Origin of the sequence: Nocardioides sp. T5 (genome assembly GCF_048161455.1) — a bacterium.
Classification (GTDB): Bacteria; Actinomycetota; Actinomycetes; order Propionibacteriales; family Nocardioidaceae; genus Nocardioides.
Genome location: NZ_CP182415.1, coordinates 2,654,293 through 2,672,744, shown reverse-complemented (window position 1 = coordinate 2,672,744; position 18,452 = coordinate 2,654,293). Strand labels below are relative to the sequence as shown.

Annotated in this window: 16 protein-coding genes; 8 read left to right on the top strand and 8 right to left on the bottom strand. The window is 73.6% G+C overall.

Annotation, left to right across the window (positions count from 1 at the left end; genetic code table 11):
• Position 1 precedes the first annotated feature (1 nt).
• Positions 2-565, top strand: a complete 564-nt coding sequence (locus ACNKF0_RS13015) for a cytochrome b/b6 domain-containing protein (RefSeq protein WP_416952725.1) — start codon at positions 2-4, stop codon at positions 563-565.
• An 18-nt stretch (positions 566-583) separates the two neighbouring features.
• Here the strand turns inward: ACNKF0_RS13015 and ACNKF0_RS13010 are convergent, their stop codons facing one another.
• From ACNKF0_RS13010 to ACNKF0_RS13000, 3 genes are read right to left on the bottom strand one after another with little or no spacing between them, the layout of a single operon-like run.
• Complete coding sequence (locus ACNKF0_RS13010; RefSeq protein WP_416952723.1) at positions 584-1,264, bottom strand: thioredoxin domain-containing protein; 681 nt, start codon at positions 1,262-1,264, stop codon at positions 584-586.
• Positions 1,265-1,312: 48 nt separating this feature from the next.
• Entirely contained in the window at positions 1,313-2,014 is a 702-nt protein-coding gene (locus ACNKF0_RS13005; protein WP_416952721.1) for an MBL fold metallo-hydrolase, read from the bottom strand.
• The gene (locus ACNKF0_RS13000) at positions 2,008-2,721 is read right to left on the bottom strand and encodes a maleylpyruvate isomerase family mycothiol-dependent enzyme (protein WP_416952719.1); all 714 of its coding nucleotides are present in this window, start codon (positions 2,719-2,721) and stop codon (positions 2,008-2,010) included. The genes ACNKF0_RS13005 and ACNKF0_RS13000 overlap by 7 nt, the downstream gene beginning before the upstream one ends.
• Before the next feature lie 196 nt (positions 2,722-2,917).
• On the opposite strand from ACNKF0_RS13000, the gene uvrA reads away from it, so the two are divergent.
• From uvrA to whiA, 6 genes are all read left to right on the top strand, one after another.
• Positions 2,918-5,944, top strand: a complete 3,027-nt coding sequence (gene uvrA, locus ACNKF0_RS12995; protein WP_416952717.1) for an excinuclease ABC subunit UvrA — start codon at positions 2,918-2,920, stop codon at positions 5,942-5,944.
• A 44-nt stretch (positions 5,945-5,988) separates the two neighbouring features.
• On the top strand, positions 5,989-6,471 hold the full coding sequence (locus tag ACNKF0_RS12990; RefSeq protein WP_416952714.1) for a Rieske (2Fe-2S) protein: 483 nt from the start codon (positions 5,989-5,991) through the stop codon (positions 6,469-6,471).
• A gap of 43 nt (positions 6,472-6,514) precedes the next feature.
• A complete protein-coding gene (gene uvrC, locus ACNKF0_RS12985; protein WP_416952712.1) occupies positions 6,515-8,491 on the top strand; it encodes an excinuclease ABC subunit UvrC in 1,977 nt (658 codons plus the stop codon).
• Positions 8,492-8,494: 3 nt separating this feature from the next.
• Positions 8,495-9,370: an RNase adapter RapZ gene (rapZ, locus tag ACNKF0_RS12980; RefSeq protein WP_299923282.1), complete on the top strand. Its 876-nt coding sequence runs from the start codon at positions 8,495-8,497 to the stop codon at positions 9,368-9,370.
• A 1-nt stretch (position 9,371) separates the two neighbouring features.
• A complete protein-coding gene (locus tag ACNKF0_RS12975) occupies positions 9,372-10,340 on the top strand; it encodes a gluconeogenesis factor YvcK family protein (protein WP_416952710.1) in 969 nt (322 codons plus the stop codon).
• 69 nt (positions 10,341-10,409) lie between these two features.
• Positions 10,410-11,396, top strand: a complete 987-nt coding sequence (gene whiA / locus ACNKF0_RS12970; RefSeq protein ID WP_254180632.1) for a DNA-binding protein WhiA — start codon at positions 10,410-10,412, stop codon at positions 11,394-11,396.
• A gap of 15 nt (positions 11,397-11,411) precedes the next feature.
• On the opposite strand, the gene ACNKF0_RS12965 is transcribed toward whiA, so the two are convergent.
• Entirely contained in the window at positions 11,412-13,166 is a 1,755-nt protein-coding gene (locus ACNKF0_RS12965; RefSeq protein WP_416952707.1) for an FtsX-like permease family protein, read from the bottom strand.
• Positions 13,167-13,631: 465 nt separating this feature from the next.
• On the opposite strand from ACNKF0_RS12965, the gene ACNKF0_RS12960 reads away from it, so the two are divergent.
• Positions 13,632-13,820 (top strand): hypothetical protein, encoded by a 189-nt coding sequence (locus ACNKF0_RS12960; protein ID WP_416952705.1) that lies wholly within the window; start codon positions 13,632-13,634, stop codon positions 13,818-13,820.
• 306 nt (positions 13,821-14,126) lie between these two features.
• Here ACNKF0_RS12960 and ACNKF0_RS12955 read toward each other — a convergent pair whose 3' ends face one another.
• The 4 genes from ACNKF0_RS12955 to ACNKF0_RS12940 are packed head-to-tail and all read right to left on the bottom strand — an operon-like array spanning position 14,127 to position 18,209.
• Positions 14,127-14,459, bottom strand: a complete 333-nt coding sequence (locus ACNKF0_RS12955; protein WP_416952703.1) for a hypothetical protein — start codon at positions 14,457-14,459, stop codon at positions 14,127-14,129.
• Positions 14,456-16,687, bottom strand: a complete 2,232-nt coding sequence (locus ACNKF0_RS12950; protein ID WP_416952701.1) for a hypothetical protein — start codon at positions 16,685-16,687, stop codon at positions 14,456-14,458. Before ACNKF0_RS12950 ends, ACNKF0_RS12955 begins: the two co-directional genes overlap by 4 nt.
• A complete protein-coding gene (locus ACNKF0_RS12945) occupies positions 16,684-17,340 on the bottom strand; it encodes an ABC transporter ATP-binding protein (protein WP_416952699.1) in 657 nt (218 codons plus the stop codon). Before ACNKF0_RS12945 ends, ACNKF0_RS12950 begins: the two co-directional genes overlap by 4 nt.
• Positions 17,337-18,209, bottom strand: coding sequence for an ABC transporter ATP-binding protein (locus ACNKF0_RS12940; RefSeq protein ID WP_416952697.1), 873 nt, complete (start codon positions 18,207-18,209; stop codon positions 17,337-17,339). Before ACNKF0_RS12940 ends, ACNKF0_RS12945 begins: the two co-directional genes overlap by 4 nt.
• Between the last annotated feature and the right edge of the window lie 243 nt (positions 18,210-18,452).

The window sequence follows — 18,452 nt, the reverse complement described above, 5'->3', positions numbered from 1 at the left end:
CGTGACGACGACGGGGGCGACGCGGGGTTACCGCGCCTCCCAGAAGCTCCTGCACTGGATGACCGTGCTGGCGGTGTCCGCCCAGCTCGCCGTCGGCTACAACCTCGACCTCGACGACGGCTGCGACCCGACGGGGGAGGACCGCAGTGGCGGCGACACCACGGATGCCGAGGAGGACCGGCTCGACCGTCTCGAGGACCTGTGCGAGGCCAGCGCCGCTGACTACGACCTGCTCGGCGGGAGCTTCGACCTCGCTGAGCTGCACCTCGCGCTGGGGCTCACGGTGCTCGCCCTGGGCGTCGTACGACCGCTGTGGCGGAAGGTCGCCGGCCTGCCCCCGTGGTCGGAGCACCTCTCCGAGGGCCAGCGACGGCTGGTCCACTGGACCGAGCGTGCCCTGATGGTGCTGCTCGTGGTGGTGCCGCTCAGCGGCCTCGTGCTCGTCGTCACCGGCGACGACGCCTGGCTGCCCCTCCACATCGGCGCGCACGTGGCGTTCTTCGTCGCTCTTGCGGCGCACCTGTCGACCAACCTGCGGCCGGTCATCCTGCGCCGGATGCTCTGACGGCAGGACAGCGGAGGCTCAGGCCTCGAGGGGCCAGCCCCGCTGGGCCCAGCCGCCGGTGCCGCCCGCGACGTTGATGGCCGCGATGCCCTGGTGGCGCAGGTGGTCCACGACCTGGCGGCTGCGGCCGCCCGCCTGGCAGATCACGAAGACCGGCTGGTCCTGCGGCAGCTCGGCGACCCGGCCAGGGACGTCGTTCATCGGGATGTGCACGGCGCCGGGGACGCGACCGCCGGCCACCTCGTCGGCCTCGCGCACGTCGACGACGTAGGCGCCCTGGCTGTGGGCGGCCGCGAACTCGTCGAGGCCGACCTCGTCCTGCGGGCCGTTGGCGGCGGCCTCCTGTGCGGCGGCCACCTCCTGGCGCACGGCGTCCATGTCGAGGCCGCGGGCCTGCTCGATCACACCGGACAGGGCCTGCGGCGGCAGCGCGCCGGCCTGGTTGAAGAGCAGGATCCCGTCGCGGAAGAGCATCAGCGTCGGGATCGAGGTGATCGCCGCCATCTGGGCCAGCTGCTGCTCGGCCTCGGTGTCCACCTTGCCGAAGACGATGTCGGGGTTGTCCTCCGACGCCTTCTCGTAGACGGGGGCGAACTGGCGGCAGGGGCCGCACCAGGCAGCCCAGAAGTCGACGAGGACGATGCCCTCGCCACTGACGGTCTGCTCGAAGTCGGCCAGGGTCAGCTCACGCGTGCTCATGCCTCCAGACTGCCACGGCGACCCCGCCGACCCATATCAGCGGGGGACTCACCAGCCGCGGTCGCGCCACTCCGCGAGGTGCGGGCGCTCGTCGCCGAGCCGGCCGTCGCCGCCGTGCCCGGGGTAGAACCAGGTCTCGTCGGGGAGCCGGTCGAAGATCTTGGTCTCCACCTCGGTGACGAGCTGGGCGAACGCGTCGGCGTCGCCGAAGGTCGCCCCCACGCCGCCGGGGAAGAGCGAGTCGCCGGTGAAGAGGTGCGGGGTCGGGGCCACGGCGGGGTCGTCCAGCAGGAGGCAGATCGAGCCGGGCGTGTGTCCCGCGACGGGGACGACGACCAGGTCGCAGGGGCCGACGGCCACCTTGTCGCCGGCACCGACCCGGCGCTCGACCCGCACCCCGGTCTGCTCCTCGATCGCGTCCGCGTCGGGGGCGCCGGCGACGACGAGCGCGGACGGGTGGGCGGCCTTGACCGCGGCCAGCGCCCGGTGGTGGTCCCAGTGCTGGTGGGTCGTGACGATCGACGTCAGCGAGCGGTCGCCGATCAGCTCGAGCAGCCGCTCCGGCTCCGCGGCGGCGTCGATGAGCACGACCTCGTCGGTGACCGAGCAGAGCAGCAGGTAGCAGTTGTTGGACATCTCCGGGTCCACGGCGACCTTGGTCACGGTGAAGTCGCCCAACGTGCGGACGTCGGGGTCGCCGCCGGGCGTCACGTCACCGGTGTAGTCGTCCACCCTGTCGTCGTTCACCATGTCTCCACCTCCGGGAGGTCGTTCGAGTCGGAGCTGAGGCCCTCGCCGGAGCCGCGGCCGGTGAGCCACCAACCCAGCGCCGCCGACGTACCGGTGACGACGGGGCCGCTGCCGTCCTCGCGACCGGGGCCGTAGTGCCAGGTGTGGTCGAGGTCGGTGGGTCGTACGTCGAAGGGCGCCGGGTAGGGGCGCTTGGTCATCGACTCCAGCAGGATCGCGCGGAAGTCGGCCGGCCAGTCGTCAGCGGTGTAGCCGGTGCCGAGGTCGGCGTGGTGGATCTCCACCTCGCGCAGCCGCATCAGCACGACGTTGCGCAGGGCGAAGTCCGGTCCGCCGGGGGTGCGCTCGAAGCGGCCCTCCCAGTCGGCCTCGTGCATCGCGGCGAGCGCCTCGCCGAAGTGGGCGGTGCCGGCCAGGAAGCGCTCGCGCAGGTCGGCAGGCGCGGCGGCGGCGAGCTCCTCGATGTCGGCGTCGCGCGCCTCGGGCGAGGCGTACATCGGCGCCGGCCGGCCGACGTGCGCCCCGTGCAGGACGCCGGCGAGGCCATCGCCGTTGAGCGCGAGGTGGGCCACCACGTGCGCCCGCGTCCAGCCGGGGAGTTGGGACGGCTCGGCATACTGGGACTCGGAGAGCGCGTCGACCGTGCGGACGAGCGCTCGATCGGCTCGGGCGATGGTGTCCGGGTCGGGTCTCGGGACGTCGATCACCCGCCCATCGTGCCACCTCGGGCGACACCTCATCCTCCACCCTGCCGGGTGGACGATGGGCCCGCTGTCGGTGCTGCGTGAGAGGGTGGATCGGTGCGTCGGCTTGCGCGCGACGCCGCTCCGGGACGAACATGTGTTCGACTCCGTCCCCATCAGATCGTCACCGCCAAGACGAGGACCCAGAACGAGGACCACTGTGGCCGACCAGCTCATCATCCGGGGCGCCCGGGAGCACAACCTCAAGGACGTCTCCCTCGACCTCCCGCGTGACTCGCTCATCGTCTTCACGGGCCTGTCGGGGTCCGGCAAGTCGAGCTTGGCCTTCGACACGATCTTCGCCGAGGGCCAGCGCCGCTACGTCGAGTCGCTCTCGGCCTATGCCCGCCAGTTCCTCGGCCAGATGGACAAGCCCGACGTCGACTTCATCGAGGGCCTGAGCCCGGCGGTCAGCATCGACCAGAAGTCCACGTCGAAGAACCCGCGCTCGACGGTCGGCACGATCACCGAGGTCTACGACTACCTGCGCCTGCTCTACGCGCGCGCGGGCCGCGCCCACTGCCCGACCTGCGGTGCGCCGATCGAGCGCCAGACGCCGCAGCAGATCGTCGACCGCATCCTCGCGCTGGAGGAGGGACGCCGCTTCCAGGTGCTGGCGCCGGTGATCCGGGGCCGCAAGGGCGAGTACGTCGAGCTCTTCCGCCAGCTCCAGCAGCAGGGCTTCAGCCGCGCGCGCGTGGACGGCCAGACCCACACCCTCGACGACCCGCCGACGCTCGACAAGAAGCTCAAGCACACGATCGAGGTCGTCATCGACCGGCTCGCGGTCAAGGAGTCGTCAAAGCGCCGCCTGACCGACTCGGTCGAGACCGCGCTCGGCCTCGCCGGCGGGCTCGTGGTCTTCGACTTCGTCGACCTGGACGCCAAGGACCCCGGGCGCGAGATGAAGTTCTCGGAGAAGATGGCGTGCCCCAACGACCACACCATCGACACCGACGACCTCGAGCCGCGCTCGTTCTCCTTCAACTCGCCCTTCGGCGCGTGCACGGTCTGCTCGGGCCTCGGCACGAAGATGGAGGTCGACCCCGAGCTCGTGGTCCCCGACACCGGTGCCACGCTCGGCGAGGGCGCCATCGCCCCGTGGAGCGGCGCCCACGTCGCCGACTACTTCCTCCGCCTCGTCAACGCGCTCGGCGAGGAGCTCGGCTTCGACCTCAACACCCCGTGGGACCAGCTGACCCCCAAGCAGCGCACGTCGCTGCTGGAGGGTCACTCGACCAAGGTCCACGTCGTCACCAAGAACCGCTACGGCCGCCAGCGGGCCTACTACGCCGCCTTCGAAGGGGTACGCCCCTACGTCGAGCGCCGGCACCGCGAGGCCGAGTCCGACACCAGCCGTGAGCGCTTCGAGGGCTTCATGCGCGAGGTGCCGTGCCCGGCCTGCCAGGGCTCGCGCCTCAAGCCGGTCTCGGTCTCGGTCACCTTGGGTGCCCGCGACCACGGCGGCAAGAACATCGCCGAGGTGTGTGCGCTGCCGATCAACGAGGCCGCCCACTACCTCCGCACCGTCGACCTCTCCGTGCGCGAGCGGCAGATCGGCGAGCGGGTGCTCAAGGAGATCCAGGAGCGGCTGCAGTTCCTCCTCGACGTCGGCCTCGACTACCTCTCCCTCGACCGGCCCAGCGGCTCGCTGTCGGGCGGTGAGGCCCAGCGCATCCGCCTCGCCACCCAGATCGGTGCCGGCCTCGTCGGCGTGCTCTACGTCCTCGACGAGCCCTCGATCGGCCTCCACCAGCGCGACAACAAGCGACTCATCGAGACGCTGCTGCGGCTCAAGGAGCTCGGCAACACCCTGATCGTGGTCGAGCACGACGAGGACACCGTCCGCGTCGCCGACTGGGTCGTCGACATCGGTCCGGGTGCTGGCGAGCACGGCGGCCAGGTCGTCCACTCCGGCACGGTCGAGGACCTGCTCACCCACCCCGACTCGATGACCGGCCAGTACCTCAGCGGTCGCCGCGAGATCCCCGTCCCGCCCGTGCGCCGTCCGCGCACCAAGGGCCGTGAGCTCACCGTCCACGGCGCCCGCGAGCACAACCTGCAGGACGTCGACGTCAGCTTCCCGCTCGGTGTCTTCACCGCCGTCACCGGCGTCTCGGGGTCCGGCAAGTCGACGCTGGTCAACGACATCCTCTACACCTCGCTGGCCAAGCAGATCTACAACGCCCGCACCGTCCCCGGGCGCCACACCAAGATCACCGGGCTCGAGCACGTCGACAAGGTCATCCACGTCGACCAGTCGCCGATCGGCCGCACCCCGCGGTCCAACCCGGCGACCTACACCGGGGTCTTCGACCACGTCCGCAAGCTTTTCGCGTCCACCCCGGAGGCGAAGATGCGCGGCTACCTCCAGGGCCGCTTCTCCTTCAACGTCAAGGGTGGGCGCTGCGAGGCCTGCTCCGGCGACGGCACGATCAAGATCGAGATGAACTTCCTCCCGGACGTCTACGTCCCGTGCGAGGTCTGCCACGGCGCCCGCTACAACCGCGAGACGCTCGAGGTCCACTACAAGGGCAAGACCATCGCCGAGGTCCTCGACATGCCCATCGAGGAGGCCGCCGAGTTCTTCGCCGCGGTGCCCGCGATCGCGCGCCACATGAAGACGCTGGAGGAGGTCGGCCTCGGCTACGTCCGCCTCGGGCAGCCGGCGACGACGCTCTCCGGCGGCGAGGCACAGCGCGTCAAGCTCGCCAGCGAGTTGCAGAAGCGCTCCACCGGTCGCACCGTCTACGTCCTCGACGAGCCGACGACCGGCCTCCACTTCGAGGACATCCGCAAGCTGCTGGGTGTCCTGTCGAGCCTGGTCGACAAGGGCAACTCGGTGCTGGTGATCGAGCACAACCTCGACGTCATCAAGACCGCCGACTGGATCATCGACATGGGTCCCGAGGGCGGGTCGCGGGGCGGCATGGTCGTCGCCGAGGGCACGCCCGAGGAGGTCGCGGCGGTGGCCGAGAGCCACACCGGCTCGTTCCTGGCACCCATCCTCGAGGGTCGTGGCGCCCAGCAGCCGGGTGCGCCCCGGCGGCAGGCAGCGGTGGCCGCGAAGTCGGCCCCGGCGAGGAGGACCGCGACCAAGAAGGCGCCCGCCAAGAAGACCGCCGCGAAGAAGACGGCCGCGAAGAAGGCCCCCGCCAGGAAGGCTGCCGCGAAGAAGTCCTCCTGACCAGCCATCAGGTTCTTCACAGGTCGGCTGGCTAGGGTCACCACATGACCGCCATCAACAGACGCCGCGCCCTCACCGGATCGGCGGCGATCGCCGTCGGCGTGCCCGTCCTCGCCGCGTGCAGCTCCGACGACGCGTCGACGGCCGCGGACCCCACCGACTCGAGCTCCCCGTCGCCGAGCGACGCCTCGCCGTCGCAGCCCAGCGCCGACGGGACGCAGACGCCCAGCGAGGGCAGCGCCGCCGCCCTCGCGAGCACGGGCGACGTACCGGTCGGCGGGTGCTTCGTCGCGACCGGCGCGAAGGTCGTCGTGACGCAGCCGACCGAGGGGGACTTCAAGGCGTTCTCCGCCGTGTGCACCCACCAGGGCTGCCTCGTCGAGTCCAGCAGCGAGGGCGAGATCCCGTGCCCGTGCCACCTCAGCCGCTTCTCGCTCGAGGACGGCTCGCCGGTCTCCGGCCCGGCGACCGCCGCCCTGGCGCCGGTCGAGATCAGCGTCGACGGCGACTCGATCACCCAGGCCTGAGGTCTCCCGCGGCCCTGTCGGGGGCCGCCCGTAGGGTTGCCGGGTGGCCAGCCCGAGCTCCTATCGACCTGCTGCGGGGTCGATCCCGACCAAGCCGGGTGTCTACCGTTTCCGCGACGCCAAGGGCCGCGTCATCTACGTCGGCAAGGCCAAGAGCCTGCGCCCGCGGCTCTCGTCCTACTTCCAGGACATCGGCAACCTGCACCCGCGCACGGCCACCATGGTCACCACCGGCGCGAGCGTGGAGTGGACGGTCGTCGACACCGAGGTCGAGGCCCTCCAGCTGGAGTACAGCTGGATCAAGGAGTTCGACCCGCGCTTCAACGTGAAGTACCGCGACGACAAGTCCTACCCCTGGCTCGCCGTCACGGTCGGCGACGAGTTCCCGCGCGTGATGGTCGGTCGCGGCGCCAAGCGCAAGGGCACCCGCTACTTCGGTCCCTACAGCCATGCCTGGGCGATCCGCGAGACCGTCGACCAGCTGTTGCGGGTCTTCCCGATGCGCTCGTGCAGCAACGGCGTCTTCAAGCGCTCGGCCCAGATCGGGCGTCCCTGCCTGCTGGGCTACATCGACAAGTGCGCGGCCCCGTGCGTCGGCAACGTCTCGCCCGAGGAGCACCGCGAGATCGTCGACGACTTCTGCGACTTCATGGCCGGCAACACCAGTGCCTTCACCCGGCGCATCGAGCGGGAGATGTACGCCGCCTCCGAGGCGCTCGACTTCGAGAAGGCCGCCCGGCTGCGGGACGACCTCGGCGCGCTGACGAAGGCGCTGGAGAAGCAGGCCGTGGTGCTCGGCGACGGCACCGACGCCGACGTCATCGCTCTCGCCGAGGACCCGCTCGAGGTCGCCGTCCAGATCTTCTACGTCCGCGGCGGGCGCATCCGCGGCCAGCGGGGCTGGGTGGCCGACCGCTCGGACGACAGCGACACCGCCGGGCTGGTCCAGGAGTTCCTGCTCCAGCTCTACGGCGGCGAGGACGACTCGATCCCGCGCGAGGTGCTGGTTCCGGCCCTGCCGCCGGACAGCGACGTGATGGAGCAGCTGCTCACCGAGCGCCGCGGGAGCAAGGTCGCGATCCGGGTGCCGCAGCGCGGCGACAAGCGCGACCTGCAGCAGACCGTCGCCACCAACGCCGCCCAGGCGCTGGCACTCCACAAGACCAAGCGGGCCAGCGACCTCACCACCCGCAACCGCGCCCTCGAGGAGATCCAGAAGTCGCTCGGGCTCGACGAGGTGCCGCTGCGCATCGAGTGCTACGACGTCTCCAACCTCCAGGGCACCGAGGTCGTCGCCTCGATGGTCGTCTTCGAGGACGGCCTGGCCCGCAAGTCGGAGTACCGCCGCTTCGTCATCCGCGGTGTCGACGGCCAGAACGACGTCGCGTCGATGCACGAGGTGATCACCCGACGCTTCAAGCGCCTGCTCGACGAGCAGGCCAGGAGCGAGACGGTGAGCACCGACTCCGGTCCGATGCTCGTCGACCCGGAGACCGGCCGCCCCCGCAAGTTCGCCTACGCCCCGTCGCTGGTCGTCGTCGACGGCGGGCCGCCCCAGGTGGCAGCGGCCCAGCAGGCGCTCGCCGAGCTCGGCGTCAACGACGTACCGGTGTGCGGACTGGCCAAGCGGCTCGAGGAGGTGTGGCTGCCGGGGGAGGAGGACCCGGTGATCATGGCCCGCACCAGCGAGGGCCTCTACCTCCTCCAGCGCATCCGCGACGAGGCGCACCGCTTCGCCATCACCCACCACCGCGGTCGGCGGTCCAAGTCGATGGTCGAGAGCGCCCTCGACGACGTCCCCGGCCTCGGCGAGGTGCGCCGCAAGACGCTGCTCAAGCACTTCGGGTCGCTCAAGAAGCTCCGCGAGGCCGATGTCGACCAGATCGCGCTCGTCCCCGGCATCGGGCCGCGCACCGCCTCGGCCATCAAGGACGCCGTCGCGCAGGCCGACGCGACCCGCAAGACTGCTCCCAAGGAGCCGACGATCAACACCGCCACCGGCGAGATCCTGGAGGACTAGGACATGTCCAGCAACGAGCCGACCCGCGGAGAGCTCGTCATCGTCACCGGCATGACGGGTGCGGGGCGCAGCACGGCGGCCAAGGAGCTCGAGGACCTCGGCTACTTCGTCGTCGACAACCTCCCCCCGACGCTGGTGCGCGACGTCGTACGCCTCGTCGACGACAGCCGCGGCATCCACCAGCCGATCGCCGTGGTCGTGGACGTCCGGTCCGGCTCGTTCTTCGACTCCCTGCAGGCCAACCGGCACCAGCCGGTGACCGGGCGTCCGACGACGCTGCTGTTCCTCGAGGCCACCGACGACGTGCTGGTGCGCCGCCAGGAGGCCGCGCGGCGGCCGCACCCGCTCCAGGGCAGCGGCCGGCTCCTCCACGGGCTGCAGCGCGAGCGCGGCGTGATGGCCGACATCCGCGGCGACGCCGACGTGCTGCTCGACACCTCCAACTTCAACGTCCACCAGCTGCAGGACCGCATCGCCGAGCTCTTCGGCACAGCCGCCTCCACCCGGCTCAAGGTCACGGTCATCAGCTTCGGCTTCAAGTACGGCATCCCGGTCGACGCCGACTGGGTCGCCGACATGCGCTTCCTGCCCAACCCGCACTGGGTCCCCGAGCTGCGCCCGCAGAACGGCCGCGACCCCGACGTGTCGGCCTACGTCCTCTCCCAGCCGGGGGCCGGGCGGTTCCTCGAGCAGTACCTCCCGGTGCTGAGGACGGTCGCCGAGGGCTACCTCACCGAGGGCAAGCGGTTCATGCAGGTCGCCGTCGGCTGCACCGGCGGCAAGCACCGCAGCGTCGCGATGACCGAGGCGATCGCCGGGCTGCTCCGCGAGTCGGGCTACGACGTCAGCACCGCCCACCGCGACCTCGGCAGGGAGTGACGTGGCCCGCGACACCGCACAGGCTGCGGTGGCCCTCGGCGGCGGCCACGGCCTGTTCGCGACCCTGTCGGCGCTGCGCCGGCTCCACGACGACCTCACCATCGACGACCTGACGGCTGTCGTGACCGTCGCCGACAACGGCGGCTCCTCCGGACGCCTGCGCGGGGAGTTCGGCGTCCTGCCGCCCGGCGACCTGCGGATGGCGCTCGCCGCCCTGTGCGGCGACGACGAGTGGGGCCGCACCTGGGCCGAGGTCCTGCAGCACCGGTTCGCCGGCCAGGGGGAGATGAACGGCCACGTCGTCGGCAACCTGCTGATCGTCGGGCTCTGGGAGCTCATGGGTGAGCCGGTGCGGGCGCTCGACTGGGTCGGGCGCCTGCTGGGCGCCCACGGACGCGTGCTGCCGATGGCGACCACGCCGATGGACATCACGGCGCGGGTGCGGGGCGCCGAGGAGACCGAGCCGGAGGCCGTGACCGTCGTACGCGGTCAGGTCGAGGTCGCCACGACCGCCGGACGCATCGAGTCCGTCGCCCTCGTGCCGGAGGACCCGCAGGCCTGCGCCGAGGCGGTCGACGCCGTCCTGGCCGCCGAGTGGGTCGTGCTCGGGCCGGGGTCGTGGTTCAGCTCGGTGATCCCGCACCTCATGGTGCCCGGCCTCCGCCGAGCGCTCGCCGACACCGCCGGCCGGCTGGTCGTCGTGCTCAACCTGGAGGCGCAGGCGGGGGAGACGACCGGCTTCGGTCCCGCCGACCACCTCGCCGCGCTGTTCGAGCACGCACCCGACCTCACCGTCCACGCGGTGCTCGTGGACACCTCGGCCCTGGCCGACGACTACGAGCGCCTGGCGAAGGACGTGGCGGGTCGGGGCGCTCGCCTGGTGGTGGCTGACATCGCCGTCCCGGGGGAGCCGCGCCACGACCCCGACCGGCTGGCGGAGGCCTTCCGGCAGATCGTGGACGAGGCCTGAGTCACGCCCACGGGTGAGGCCTGCCCGTTCGCGTCGAGGGTCGTTGACCCACGTGGCAGGATGCGCCCCATGGCTATGACAGCACAGGTGAAGGCAGAGCTCGCCTCCACCCAGATCACCAAGACCTGCTGTCGCAAGGCCGAGGTGGCCTCGATGCTCCGCTTCGCCGGCGGCCTGCACATCGTCAGCGGCCGCATCGTCGTGGAGGCCGAGCTCGACACCGGCGCCGCAGCGCGCCGGCTGCGCACGGACATCGCCGAGGTCTACGGGCACCCGTCCGACGTCGTGATGGTCCAGGGCAACGGCATCCGCAAGGGGAGCCGCTACATCGTCCGCGTGACCAAGGACGGCGAGGCCCTGGCCCGCCAGACCGGCCTGCTCGACCAGCGTGGTCGCCCGGTGCGCGGCCTGCCGCCCGCCGTGGTCAGCGGCGGTGGGTGCGACGCCGTGGCGGCGTGGCGCGGCGCCTTCCTCGCCCACGGCTCGCTCACCGAGCCCGGCCGCTCGTCCTCGCTGGAGATCACCTGCCCCGGCCCCGAGGCCGCCCTGGCGATCGTCGGCGTCGCCCGCCGCCTCGGCATCTCGGCCAAGGCGCGCGAGGTGCGCGGCGTGGACCGTGTGGTGATCCGCGACGGCGACGCCATCGGCGCCCTGCTCACCCGGCTCGGCGCCCACGAGTCGCTGATGGCCTGGGAGGAGCGTCGGATGCGCCGCGAGGTGCGCGCCACCGCCAACCGGCTCGCCAACTTCGACGACGCCAACCTGCGCCGCTCGGCCCGCGCAGCCGTGGCTGCCGGTGCGCGCGTGGAGCGTGCCCTGGAGATCCTCGGCGAGGAGATCCCCGACCACCTGCGCCAGGCCGGCCACCTGCGCCTGGAGCACAAGCAGGCTTCGCTCGAGGAGCTCGGCCAGCTGCACGAGCCGGTGCTCACCAAGGACGCCATCGCCGGCCGGATCCGCCGGCTGCTGGCGATGGCCGACAAGCGCGCCGAGGAGCTGGGCATCCCCGACACCGAGTCGTCCCTGACCCCGGAGATGCTGGCCGAGGACGCCTGACGCGCCCGCCTCGTCCTAGCGGGCCTTCTCCCGCAGCGACGCGCCGCGGGCACGTCGTACGGTCACCCAGGCGCTGAGCAGCGCCACCGTGCCGAGCAGGACGGCCACGACGAGCGCGGTCACGCTCAGCAGTGCGGGATCGACCCGGGCCACGACCCGTGGCCACGAGGCCTCCTCGACCTGGCCCAAGGTGATCCGACCCAGCACGATCAGCTGGGCGGCCGCACCGGCGAGCAGGCCCGCGACGGCGGCGGCGCCGAGCACCACGACCTGCTCCACGCCCACCGCCAGCAGCACCGAGCGACGTCGTACGCCGACGACGCTCAGCGCCGCGGCGTCCATCCGGCGCCCCGGCAGCTGGATCGCCGTGGTGACCACGAGCCCGGCCACCGCCATCAGCAGCACGAGGACCGCGGCGACGAGGTAGAGGCGCAGGGCGAGGGCGTACGCCGTCGAGTCGAGGCGCTCGCGCTCCTGGGCGAAGAGTCGCTCGACCGTCAGCCCCTGGCGCGCGAGCTCCGTCGAGACCCGCTCGGGGGTGTCGGCCGCGGCCAGCACCCGGACCTCGAATTCCTCCTCGTAGACCGTGCGGTTGGTCGTCAGGACGGCGTAGTCGATCAGCACCCCCTCGGGACCGAGGAAGGGGACGCTCTCGGCGACCAGCACCGCCTCGGACGGCGGCGGACCGCCGACCGTCGAGGTCGCGGCACCGGCGGCGACCCGACCGAGCCGGTCGACGGCCTCGCGCCCGGCCACCACGGGACGCAGCCCTCCGGCGCCGGACGTGAGGCCGGCCTTGCCGGTCCCCGCGGCGGTCACGACGAGTCCCGGCCCCTCGACCCGGACGTCCTGCGCAGCCTGGGTGATGCCCTCGCCGACGAGGTGCCAGTCGCCGCCGGTGAGCACCTCAGAGGCGTCCCGGCCGTCGACCTCGAGGGGGCCGATGACGTAGTCCCCGGTGAGCTCGGTCGGCAGGCCGGCAGGCCCGGCGAGGGCCAGGCCCTCGATCGTGCAGCCGTCCTCGCACGGGACGCGCTCGGTCGAGGTGGTCTCGCCGGGCGGGAAGGGGCCGACGTAGGCGTTGAAGGTGTCCCCGCCGGCGGTGCGCAGCCGCATCTCGACGGTGACCTCCTCCGCGGCCCGCGGCACGGTGAGGCCCAGCCGGAGGCGGGTGCCCGTCAGCGCGGGCGGGGACGGGCGGGTGATGAGGCCGACGACGTCGTCGACGCCGTGGCCGGGCGTCCAGGACGGGTCCCAGACCGAGGCGGCGGACAGCCGGGGCGCGTCGGCGACGACGTAGACGCCGTCCTGGGCGTTCCACGTGCCGGTGGCCATCAGCCACCGACCGTCGGGGTCGAGGCGGTGGGTGAGCGCCACGGCCTCGCTCATCGGCAGCTCGCTCGACCAGACCGTGCTGGCGGGCGCCTGGGTCGCGGCCACGCTGGCCCGCCATGCCCCGGCCGCGTCGAAGGTGCCGGCTCCGAAGGTGACGACGGCGATGGCGATGGTCAGCGGGAGCACGACGAGGGTGCCGACGGACCGCCGCGCGACGGCCCGGACCGCCAGGAAGCCGGCGACCCCGCGCGCGGGCCGCCGCGCGAGCGCCCGTGCCGCGGCTCGGGCGCCACCGGCCGCCCCGAGGCCCAGCACGGCCGCGATCAGCAGCGGCAGCGCGAGGTCGGCCGCGTCGGTGGCGCCGCCGGCGGGACGGGTGAGGGCGGCCCCGACGAGGACCGCGGTCAGCGCCACGAGCGCCAGGGCACCGAGCACGGCGAGACGCCCCGCCGGCCGGGGTCGCGACTGCCCGCTCAGCCTGGTCGGCGAGGCTGCGGGCCAGGACGGCGCGCGTCGAGACGACGCACACCGCGACGGCACAGGCGACGACCGCGACGCACGCCAGCACGACGTACGACGGCAGCGGGACCGGCACGCCCGCCGGCAGCCAGGCGCGCACGAGCGCCCAGGTGAGCGCGGCGCCGCCCGCCACGCCGAAGGGCACGGCCACGGCGACGAGGAGCAGCGGCTCGCTCAGCGCGAGCAGCCACGTCCGGCGTCGGTCGGCGCCACGCAGCGACGCCAGGGCGAGGTCGGGGACTCGCAGGCTCCCCGGCTGCCGAGGTGAGGCGGCTGAGCAGGGCAAGGGCGACCAGCACGAGCGACACCACGGCCGGGGCCACGGCGAGCAGTGCGGCGCGACGCTCGCGGTCGACGTCGGCGACGATGCCGTCGAGGTCGTTGTTGGAGATCTCGGCGGCGGTGCCGACCTCGAGCCTGCTGCGGGGCCGGGTCCGCGGCGGCGCGCTCGGCCAGTGCCGGCAGGTCGGCGGCGTCGAGGTCGGCCGGCACCTCGATGCGGCTGTCGACCCGGACGAGGATCAGGCGCGGGGGCAGCCCGGCCAGGCCTGGTCCGGCGCGACGAGGTAGGGGGCGGGCTGGCGAGGGACCTCCGTGCCCGTGCGCACCGTGACCGGAACCGACGCCAGCCGGCCCGGCTCGAACCAGAAGTCCTCGAGCGCCTCGCGCCGCTCGGCCGGGACGGTCGGGCCGGACGGGTAGGCATAGGTGCCGACGAGGGTGAGGGTGCCGAACGGCCTGCCCAGGTCGATGCGGTCCCCGAGCCGTGGCCGTCCTCCTCGGCGTCACCGGCGAGCACCGCCACCTCGCCCGGCGCGGCCGGCAGCAGCCCCTCGAGGTCGAGGTGGGTGCACGCGTCCGGCTTGGCCATCAGCATCACCTCGCCGAGCGCACCCGGGGCGAGCACGCGCGCGGTCTCGAGCCTGGGCCGTCGGGGCGTGCTGGTCGTCCGGCAGGACGAGCCTGGGCGAGGGTGTCGTCGAGCAGGGCACCGGGGTCCTCGGTGGTGGCGCTGGGCCGGACCTCCCACGTGCGCCCCGTCAGCACGTTGCGCTCGTCGGAGAGGCGGGTGACGGCGTACGCGTTGCCGACGGCGGCGGCGAAGGCCGGGCCCAGGACGGCGGAGCCCAACGCGACGACGAGCAGGAGCAGCGTGCCGACCGAGAGCAGGGCGCGTGACCTCAGGCCGTCCAGCGCGACGCGGATCATGGCGTGACCTCCTCGCGCAGCCGGGCCGGGAGGCTGGCCCGGTCGGTGACGCGGTCGGTCCACCACGTGGTGGCAGCGGCCAGCACCGTCGCCACTGCGCCCGCAAGGACGAACGCAGGCACACGGGCGCCGGTGTCGAGGGGGAGCCTGCCCCGGACCGGCTGCCAGCACGGGCAGCGCGTCGGAGAGGGCCGTGACGACCAGCAACGTCGCGACGACGGTCGCCAGTCCCGCCGCGAGGGCCACCACGACGATCCCCAGGCGGCCCGCGGCGCGCTGGTCGGACCGCCGTACGCCGACGAGGCGGAGGACCGCGCGCTCGTGGGTGCGCTCGCGGCGCAGCCGCGCGGCCGGCAGGGCGAGGGCGAGGAGGCCGAGCAGTGCGCCCCCTGCCGCCAGCAGGGCGTACCGGGTGGCCACGCCGTCGTCGGCGGCCTCGACGAGGTCGTCCGAGAGCTCGGTCCCCGGGCGGGCGGTGCCGACCCGGGCCAGCACGTCCGTCGGGGTGTCGCCGCGAGCCAGGACCAGGGGCTCGGCCCGGGCGACGGCGCCGGTGCCGGGCACCGTGGAGCCTGGTCAGTCGAGGACGGTGCCGGCGGCGCCCACGAGGGGCAGCGCGTCCGCGGTCCCGAGGACCCGGGGGGGCGGGCCATGCCGCCGGTGGTGGGCGCCTCCGGCCCGTCGCTCCAGGCGACCGTGTCGGTGGCGAGGACCGGTGCCGCCCAGGGGGACCGGTCGGTGGCGAGGTAGGTGGCGGTGCCGGCGCTGCTCGGGCGGACGCGGAGGCGTCCCGGGGTGGCGGTGACCTCCCCGGGAGGTCGGTCGTCGGGCTCGGCCAGCGTCCACGGTCGGGCGAGCAGGTCGAGCCCGCCGAGGTCGAGGGTGGTGAGGTCGAGGGAGGGCCGCTGGCACCGGGGCTGGGCCCAGGTGTCGTCGTTGCACGCCACGCCGACGGCGACCTCGAGGCCGGTCACCCGGCAGCCGGTCTCGCAGCGGACCAGGTCGGTCGACACCGTGGTCGGCTCGCCCGGCTCCGGACGGGCGAAGACGGTCTGGCGGCCCACCCCGGTCGGGCTCACCGTCAGGAGGTCGAGGCGCAGGGGCCGGGCGCGGGGGCCGTCGAGCGCGAGGCGGACGGTCAGGCGGCCACCGGTGGTGGTGGGCTCGGCCTCGGTCTCCGCGGCCGCGGCGCCGAGGTCGGTCACCAGGGCCGAGCCGCCAGCCGCGACGGTCCCGTCGAGGCTGTCGCCGACCACGCGCTCGTAGCGCGTCGTGTCGAGGTAGACGCGACGCGAGACCGGGCGCGCGTCCTCGAAGACCCGGATCGCCGCCATCAGCCACTGGCCGTCCGGATCGGCCTCGCGGGTCGCCTCGACGAGCGCCTCGGCCGATCCGTCGTACGGCACCACGAGCGGCGTCGGGGCCGTGACGATGGCGGTGTCGTCCGACCACTCGGCGACCGCCAGCGCGATGTTGGCAGCGCAGCCGAGCAGCACCGCCGAGCCGACCAGGACCGGCAGCCCCGCCGAGGCTCGCGGCAGTGCGAGGCGGTGGCCGGCGAGCGAGGGTCCGAGCGCAGGACGCCGGGCGAGCGGGCGCGCGAGCGAGAGCCGCACCGCCGCGGTCGCCAGCAGACCCGCGGCGAGCCCGACGACCGCGGGGGCGGTGAAGGCCCACACGTCGGGCGCGGACGAGGAGCGGCGCAGGAGGGCGACGACGGCCGCGACCCCGATGACTACGGGAACTAGGGCCGCCGCGGTGCCGGCGCTGCGCGCCCGGTCCCCGGCGGCCGGGCGGAGCAGGTCGGTGAGCGGTCCGCGCACGGCGACGACCATCGCCGTGACCATCGTGGCGGTGGCGACGAGCCACACCACGGCCGTCAGGCCTGCGGACGCGGTCCCGGCGCCGAGGGCCAGCGGCACCGCGACTCCCACCAGGCCGCCGAGGACCGCGGTCAGCAGCGGCTCGGCGACGAGCGACGACACCCACCCGACGCCTCGGCGGCCGTGCAGCCGCAGCAGGGCCGCCTCCTGGCGCCGGGCGTCGCCGAGGGCCAGGCCCGCGCCCGGGAGGACCCCGGCTGCCAGCAGGACCAGCGGGGCGAGGAGGGCGGGCCTGCCGCTGCCGTCGGCCAGCACGGTCGCGGCGGTGACCAGGGCGATCGCAGCAGCGATGGGCAGGTGCGTGCCCCGCCGGGCCCACCACCCGGCCATGAGCCGCAGGGTCATACGAGTCGGCCCTCGTCGATCGCCACGTGGTGGTCGGCCAGGTCCACGATGGCCGGGTCGTGGGTGGCGATGACGACCACGCACCCGCGCTCGGCCTCGGCGCGCAGCGCGTCGAAGACGACCGAGACGTTGCCCTGGTCGAGCTCGCTGGTCGGCTCGTCGGCGAGCAGCACCGGCGCGCCCACGACCAGGCCGCGGGCGCAGGCCACGCGCTGCAGCTGTCCGCCGGACAGCTCCTCCACCTGGCGGTCGCCGAGGTCGGCGATGTCGAAGCGGGCCAGCGCCGCCTCGGCGCGGTCGGACGCGTCGCTCCACGACGTCCCGCGGGCGCGGAGCGCGATGGCGACGTTCTCGCGCGCGGACAGGATGGGGACGAGGCCGTAGACCTGGAGCACGAAGGCGATCTCGGGCGGCGGGTCGCCGTCTCCCTGCCACGTCGGCCGGCCGTCGTACGTCGCCGAGCCGGTGCTCGGGGCGACGAGCCCGCCGGCGATCGAGAGGAGCGTCGTCTTGCCCGACCCGCTCGGCCCGGACAGGGCCGTGACGCGCCCGGCGGCGAACGTCACCGACACGTCGTCGAGCAGCAGGGGGCCGGGCTGGTAGCCGACGTGGTCGAGGACCAGGTCACCGGTCCCGTACGTCTCGGTGCTCATCGCAGACCGTCCCGCGGGATGCCGGTCTCGTCGGCCGGGTGGGTGATGACGATCCGGCGCGGCTCCGCCTCGACGCGCACGAGCGTCCCCGCCGGCCACTGCGTGGTGACGTGGGAGGGCAGGTGGAGGACGCCCTCGTTGCCGATGACGGCGTACTCGGCGCCGTGGTGGCCCTCGGACCCGACCCGGCCGCCCTTCATCGTCACGGTGCGGGGGAACGTCGCCGCGACCTCGGGCTGGTGGGTGACGACCACGACGGTGGTGCCGAAGTCGCGGTTGAGGTCGTGGAGCAGCCCGACGACGGCGTCACGGTCGGCGTGGGAGAGCTGGCTGGTGGGCTCGTCGGCGAGCAGCAGGCCCGGCGTGGTCGCGACCGCGCACCCGAGGGCGAGGCGCTGGCGCTGGCCGCCCGACATCGTGCTCACCACCTGGTCGGCCTGGTCGGTCAGCCCCATCCGGTCGAGCAGGTCGGCCACGCCCGGTGCCCGGTCGGCCTCCTCGGCGGTCATGCCGACGCGGGCGAACTCGATGTTGCGCCGCGCCGTCGTGTAGGGGAGGAGGTTGCGGGTGGCTCCCTGCAGCATCGTCGCCACCCGGCGGGCTCGCAGCCGGGCGAGGTGTCGCTCGCCCATGCGGGAGATGTCGTCGTCGCCGAGGAGGATCCGCCCGGCGCTCGGCCGCTGGATGCCCCCCAGGAGCGCGAGGAGGGTGGACTTGCCCGACCCGCTCGGGCCCAGGAACGCGACGCGCTCGCCCGGGGCGATCTCGAGGTCGACGCCCTGCAACGCGACGACGTCGTGGCCCTCGAAGGTGCGGTAGAGGTGCACCACGCCCGAGCACCGGACGCCGATGCCGCCCCCGTCCTGCACCTGTTGTCCTCCTGGAGCCGTGTCGTCCGATCATCACCCGGTCGACCCGGAGTGCGGGGACATCATGCACATGCCGTGTCGGTCCCGACGGGGCGACGCTCTTGGATCGATCCAAAGTTACTGGTCCGTACCGCGGGCGACCTCGGTTCGCACCGTGTCCGGCACCCGATAGGGTCGGAGACGGTCACCAAAGGCCGCAGCTGTCGACGGGGTCACCGAAGGCCCCCACCAAGGAGGCAATGG

What these genes read in the sequence shown, in the direction of transcription:
- ACNKF0_RS13010 (WP_416952723.1), bottom strand. Translation starts at nt 1,264, where the DNA reads ATGAGCACGCGTGAGCTGACCCTGGCCGACTTCGAGCAGACCGTCAGT.
- ACNKF0_RS13005 (WP_416952721.1), bottom strand. Translation starts at nt 2,014, where the DNA reads ATGGTGAACGACGACAGGGTGGACGACTACACCGGTGACGTGACGCCC.
- ACNKF0_RS12990 (WP_416952714.1), top strand. Translation starts at nt 5,989, where the DNA reads ATGACCGCCATCAACAGACGCCGCGCCCTCACCGGATCGGCGGCGATC.
- rapZ (WP_299923282.1), top strand. Translation starts at nt 8,495, where the DNA reads ATGTCCAGCAACGAGCCGACCCGCGGAGAGCTCGTCATCGTCACCGGC.
- whiA (WP_254180632.1), top strand. Translation starts at nt 10,410, where the DNA reads ATGGCTATGACAGCACAGGTGAAGGCAGAGCTCGCCTCCACCCAGATC.
- ACNKF0_RS12955 (WP_416952703.1), bottom strand. Translation starts at nt 14,459, where the DNA reads ATGATCCGCGTCGCGCTGGACGGCCTGAGGTCACGCGCCCTGCTCTCG.
- ACNKF0_RS12950 (WP_416952701.1), bottom strand. Translation starts at nt 16,687, where the DNA reads ATGACCCTGCGGCTCATGGCCGGGTGGTGGGCCCGGCGGGGCACGCAC.
- ACNKF0_RS12945 (WP_416952699.1), bottom strand. Translation starts at nt 17,340, where the DNA reads ATGAGCACCGAGACGTACGGGACCGGTGACCTGGTCCTCGACCACGTC.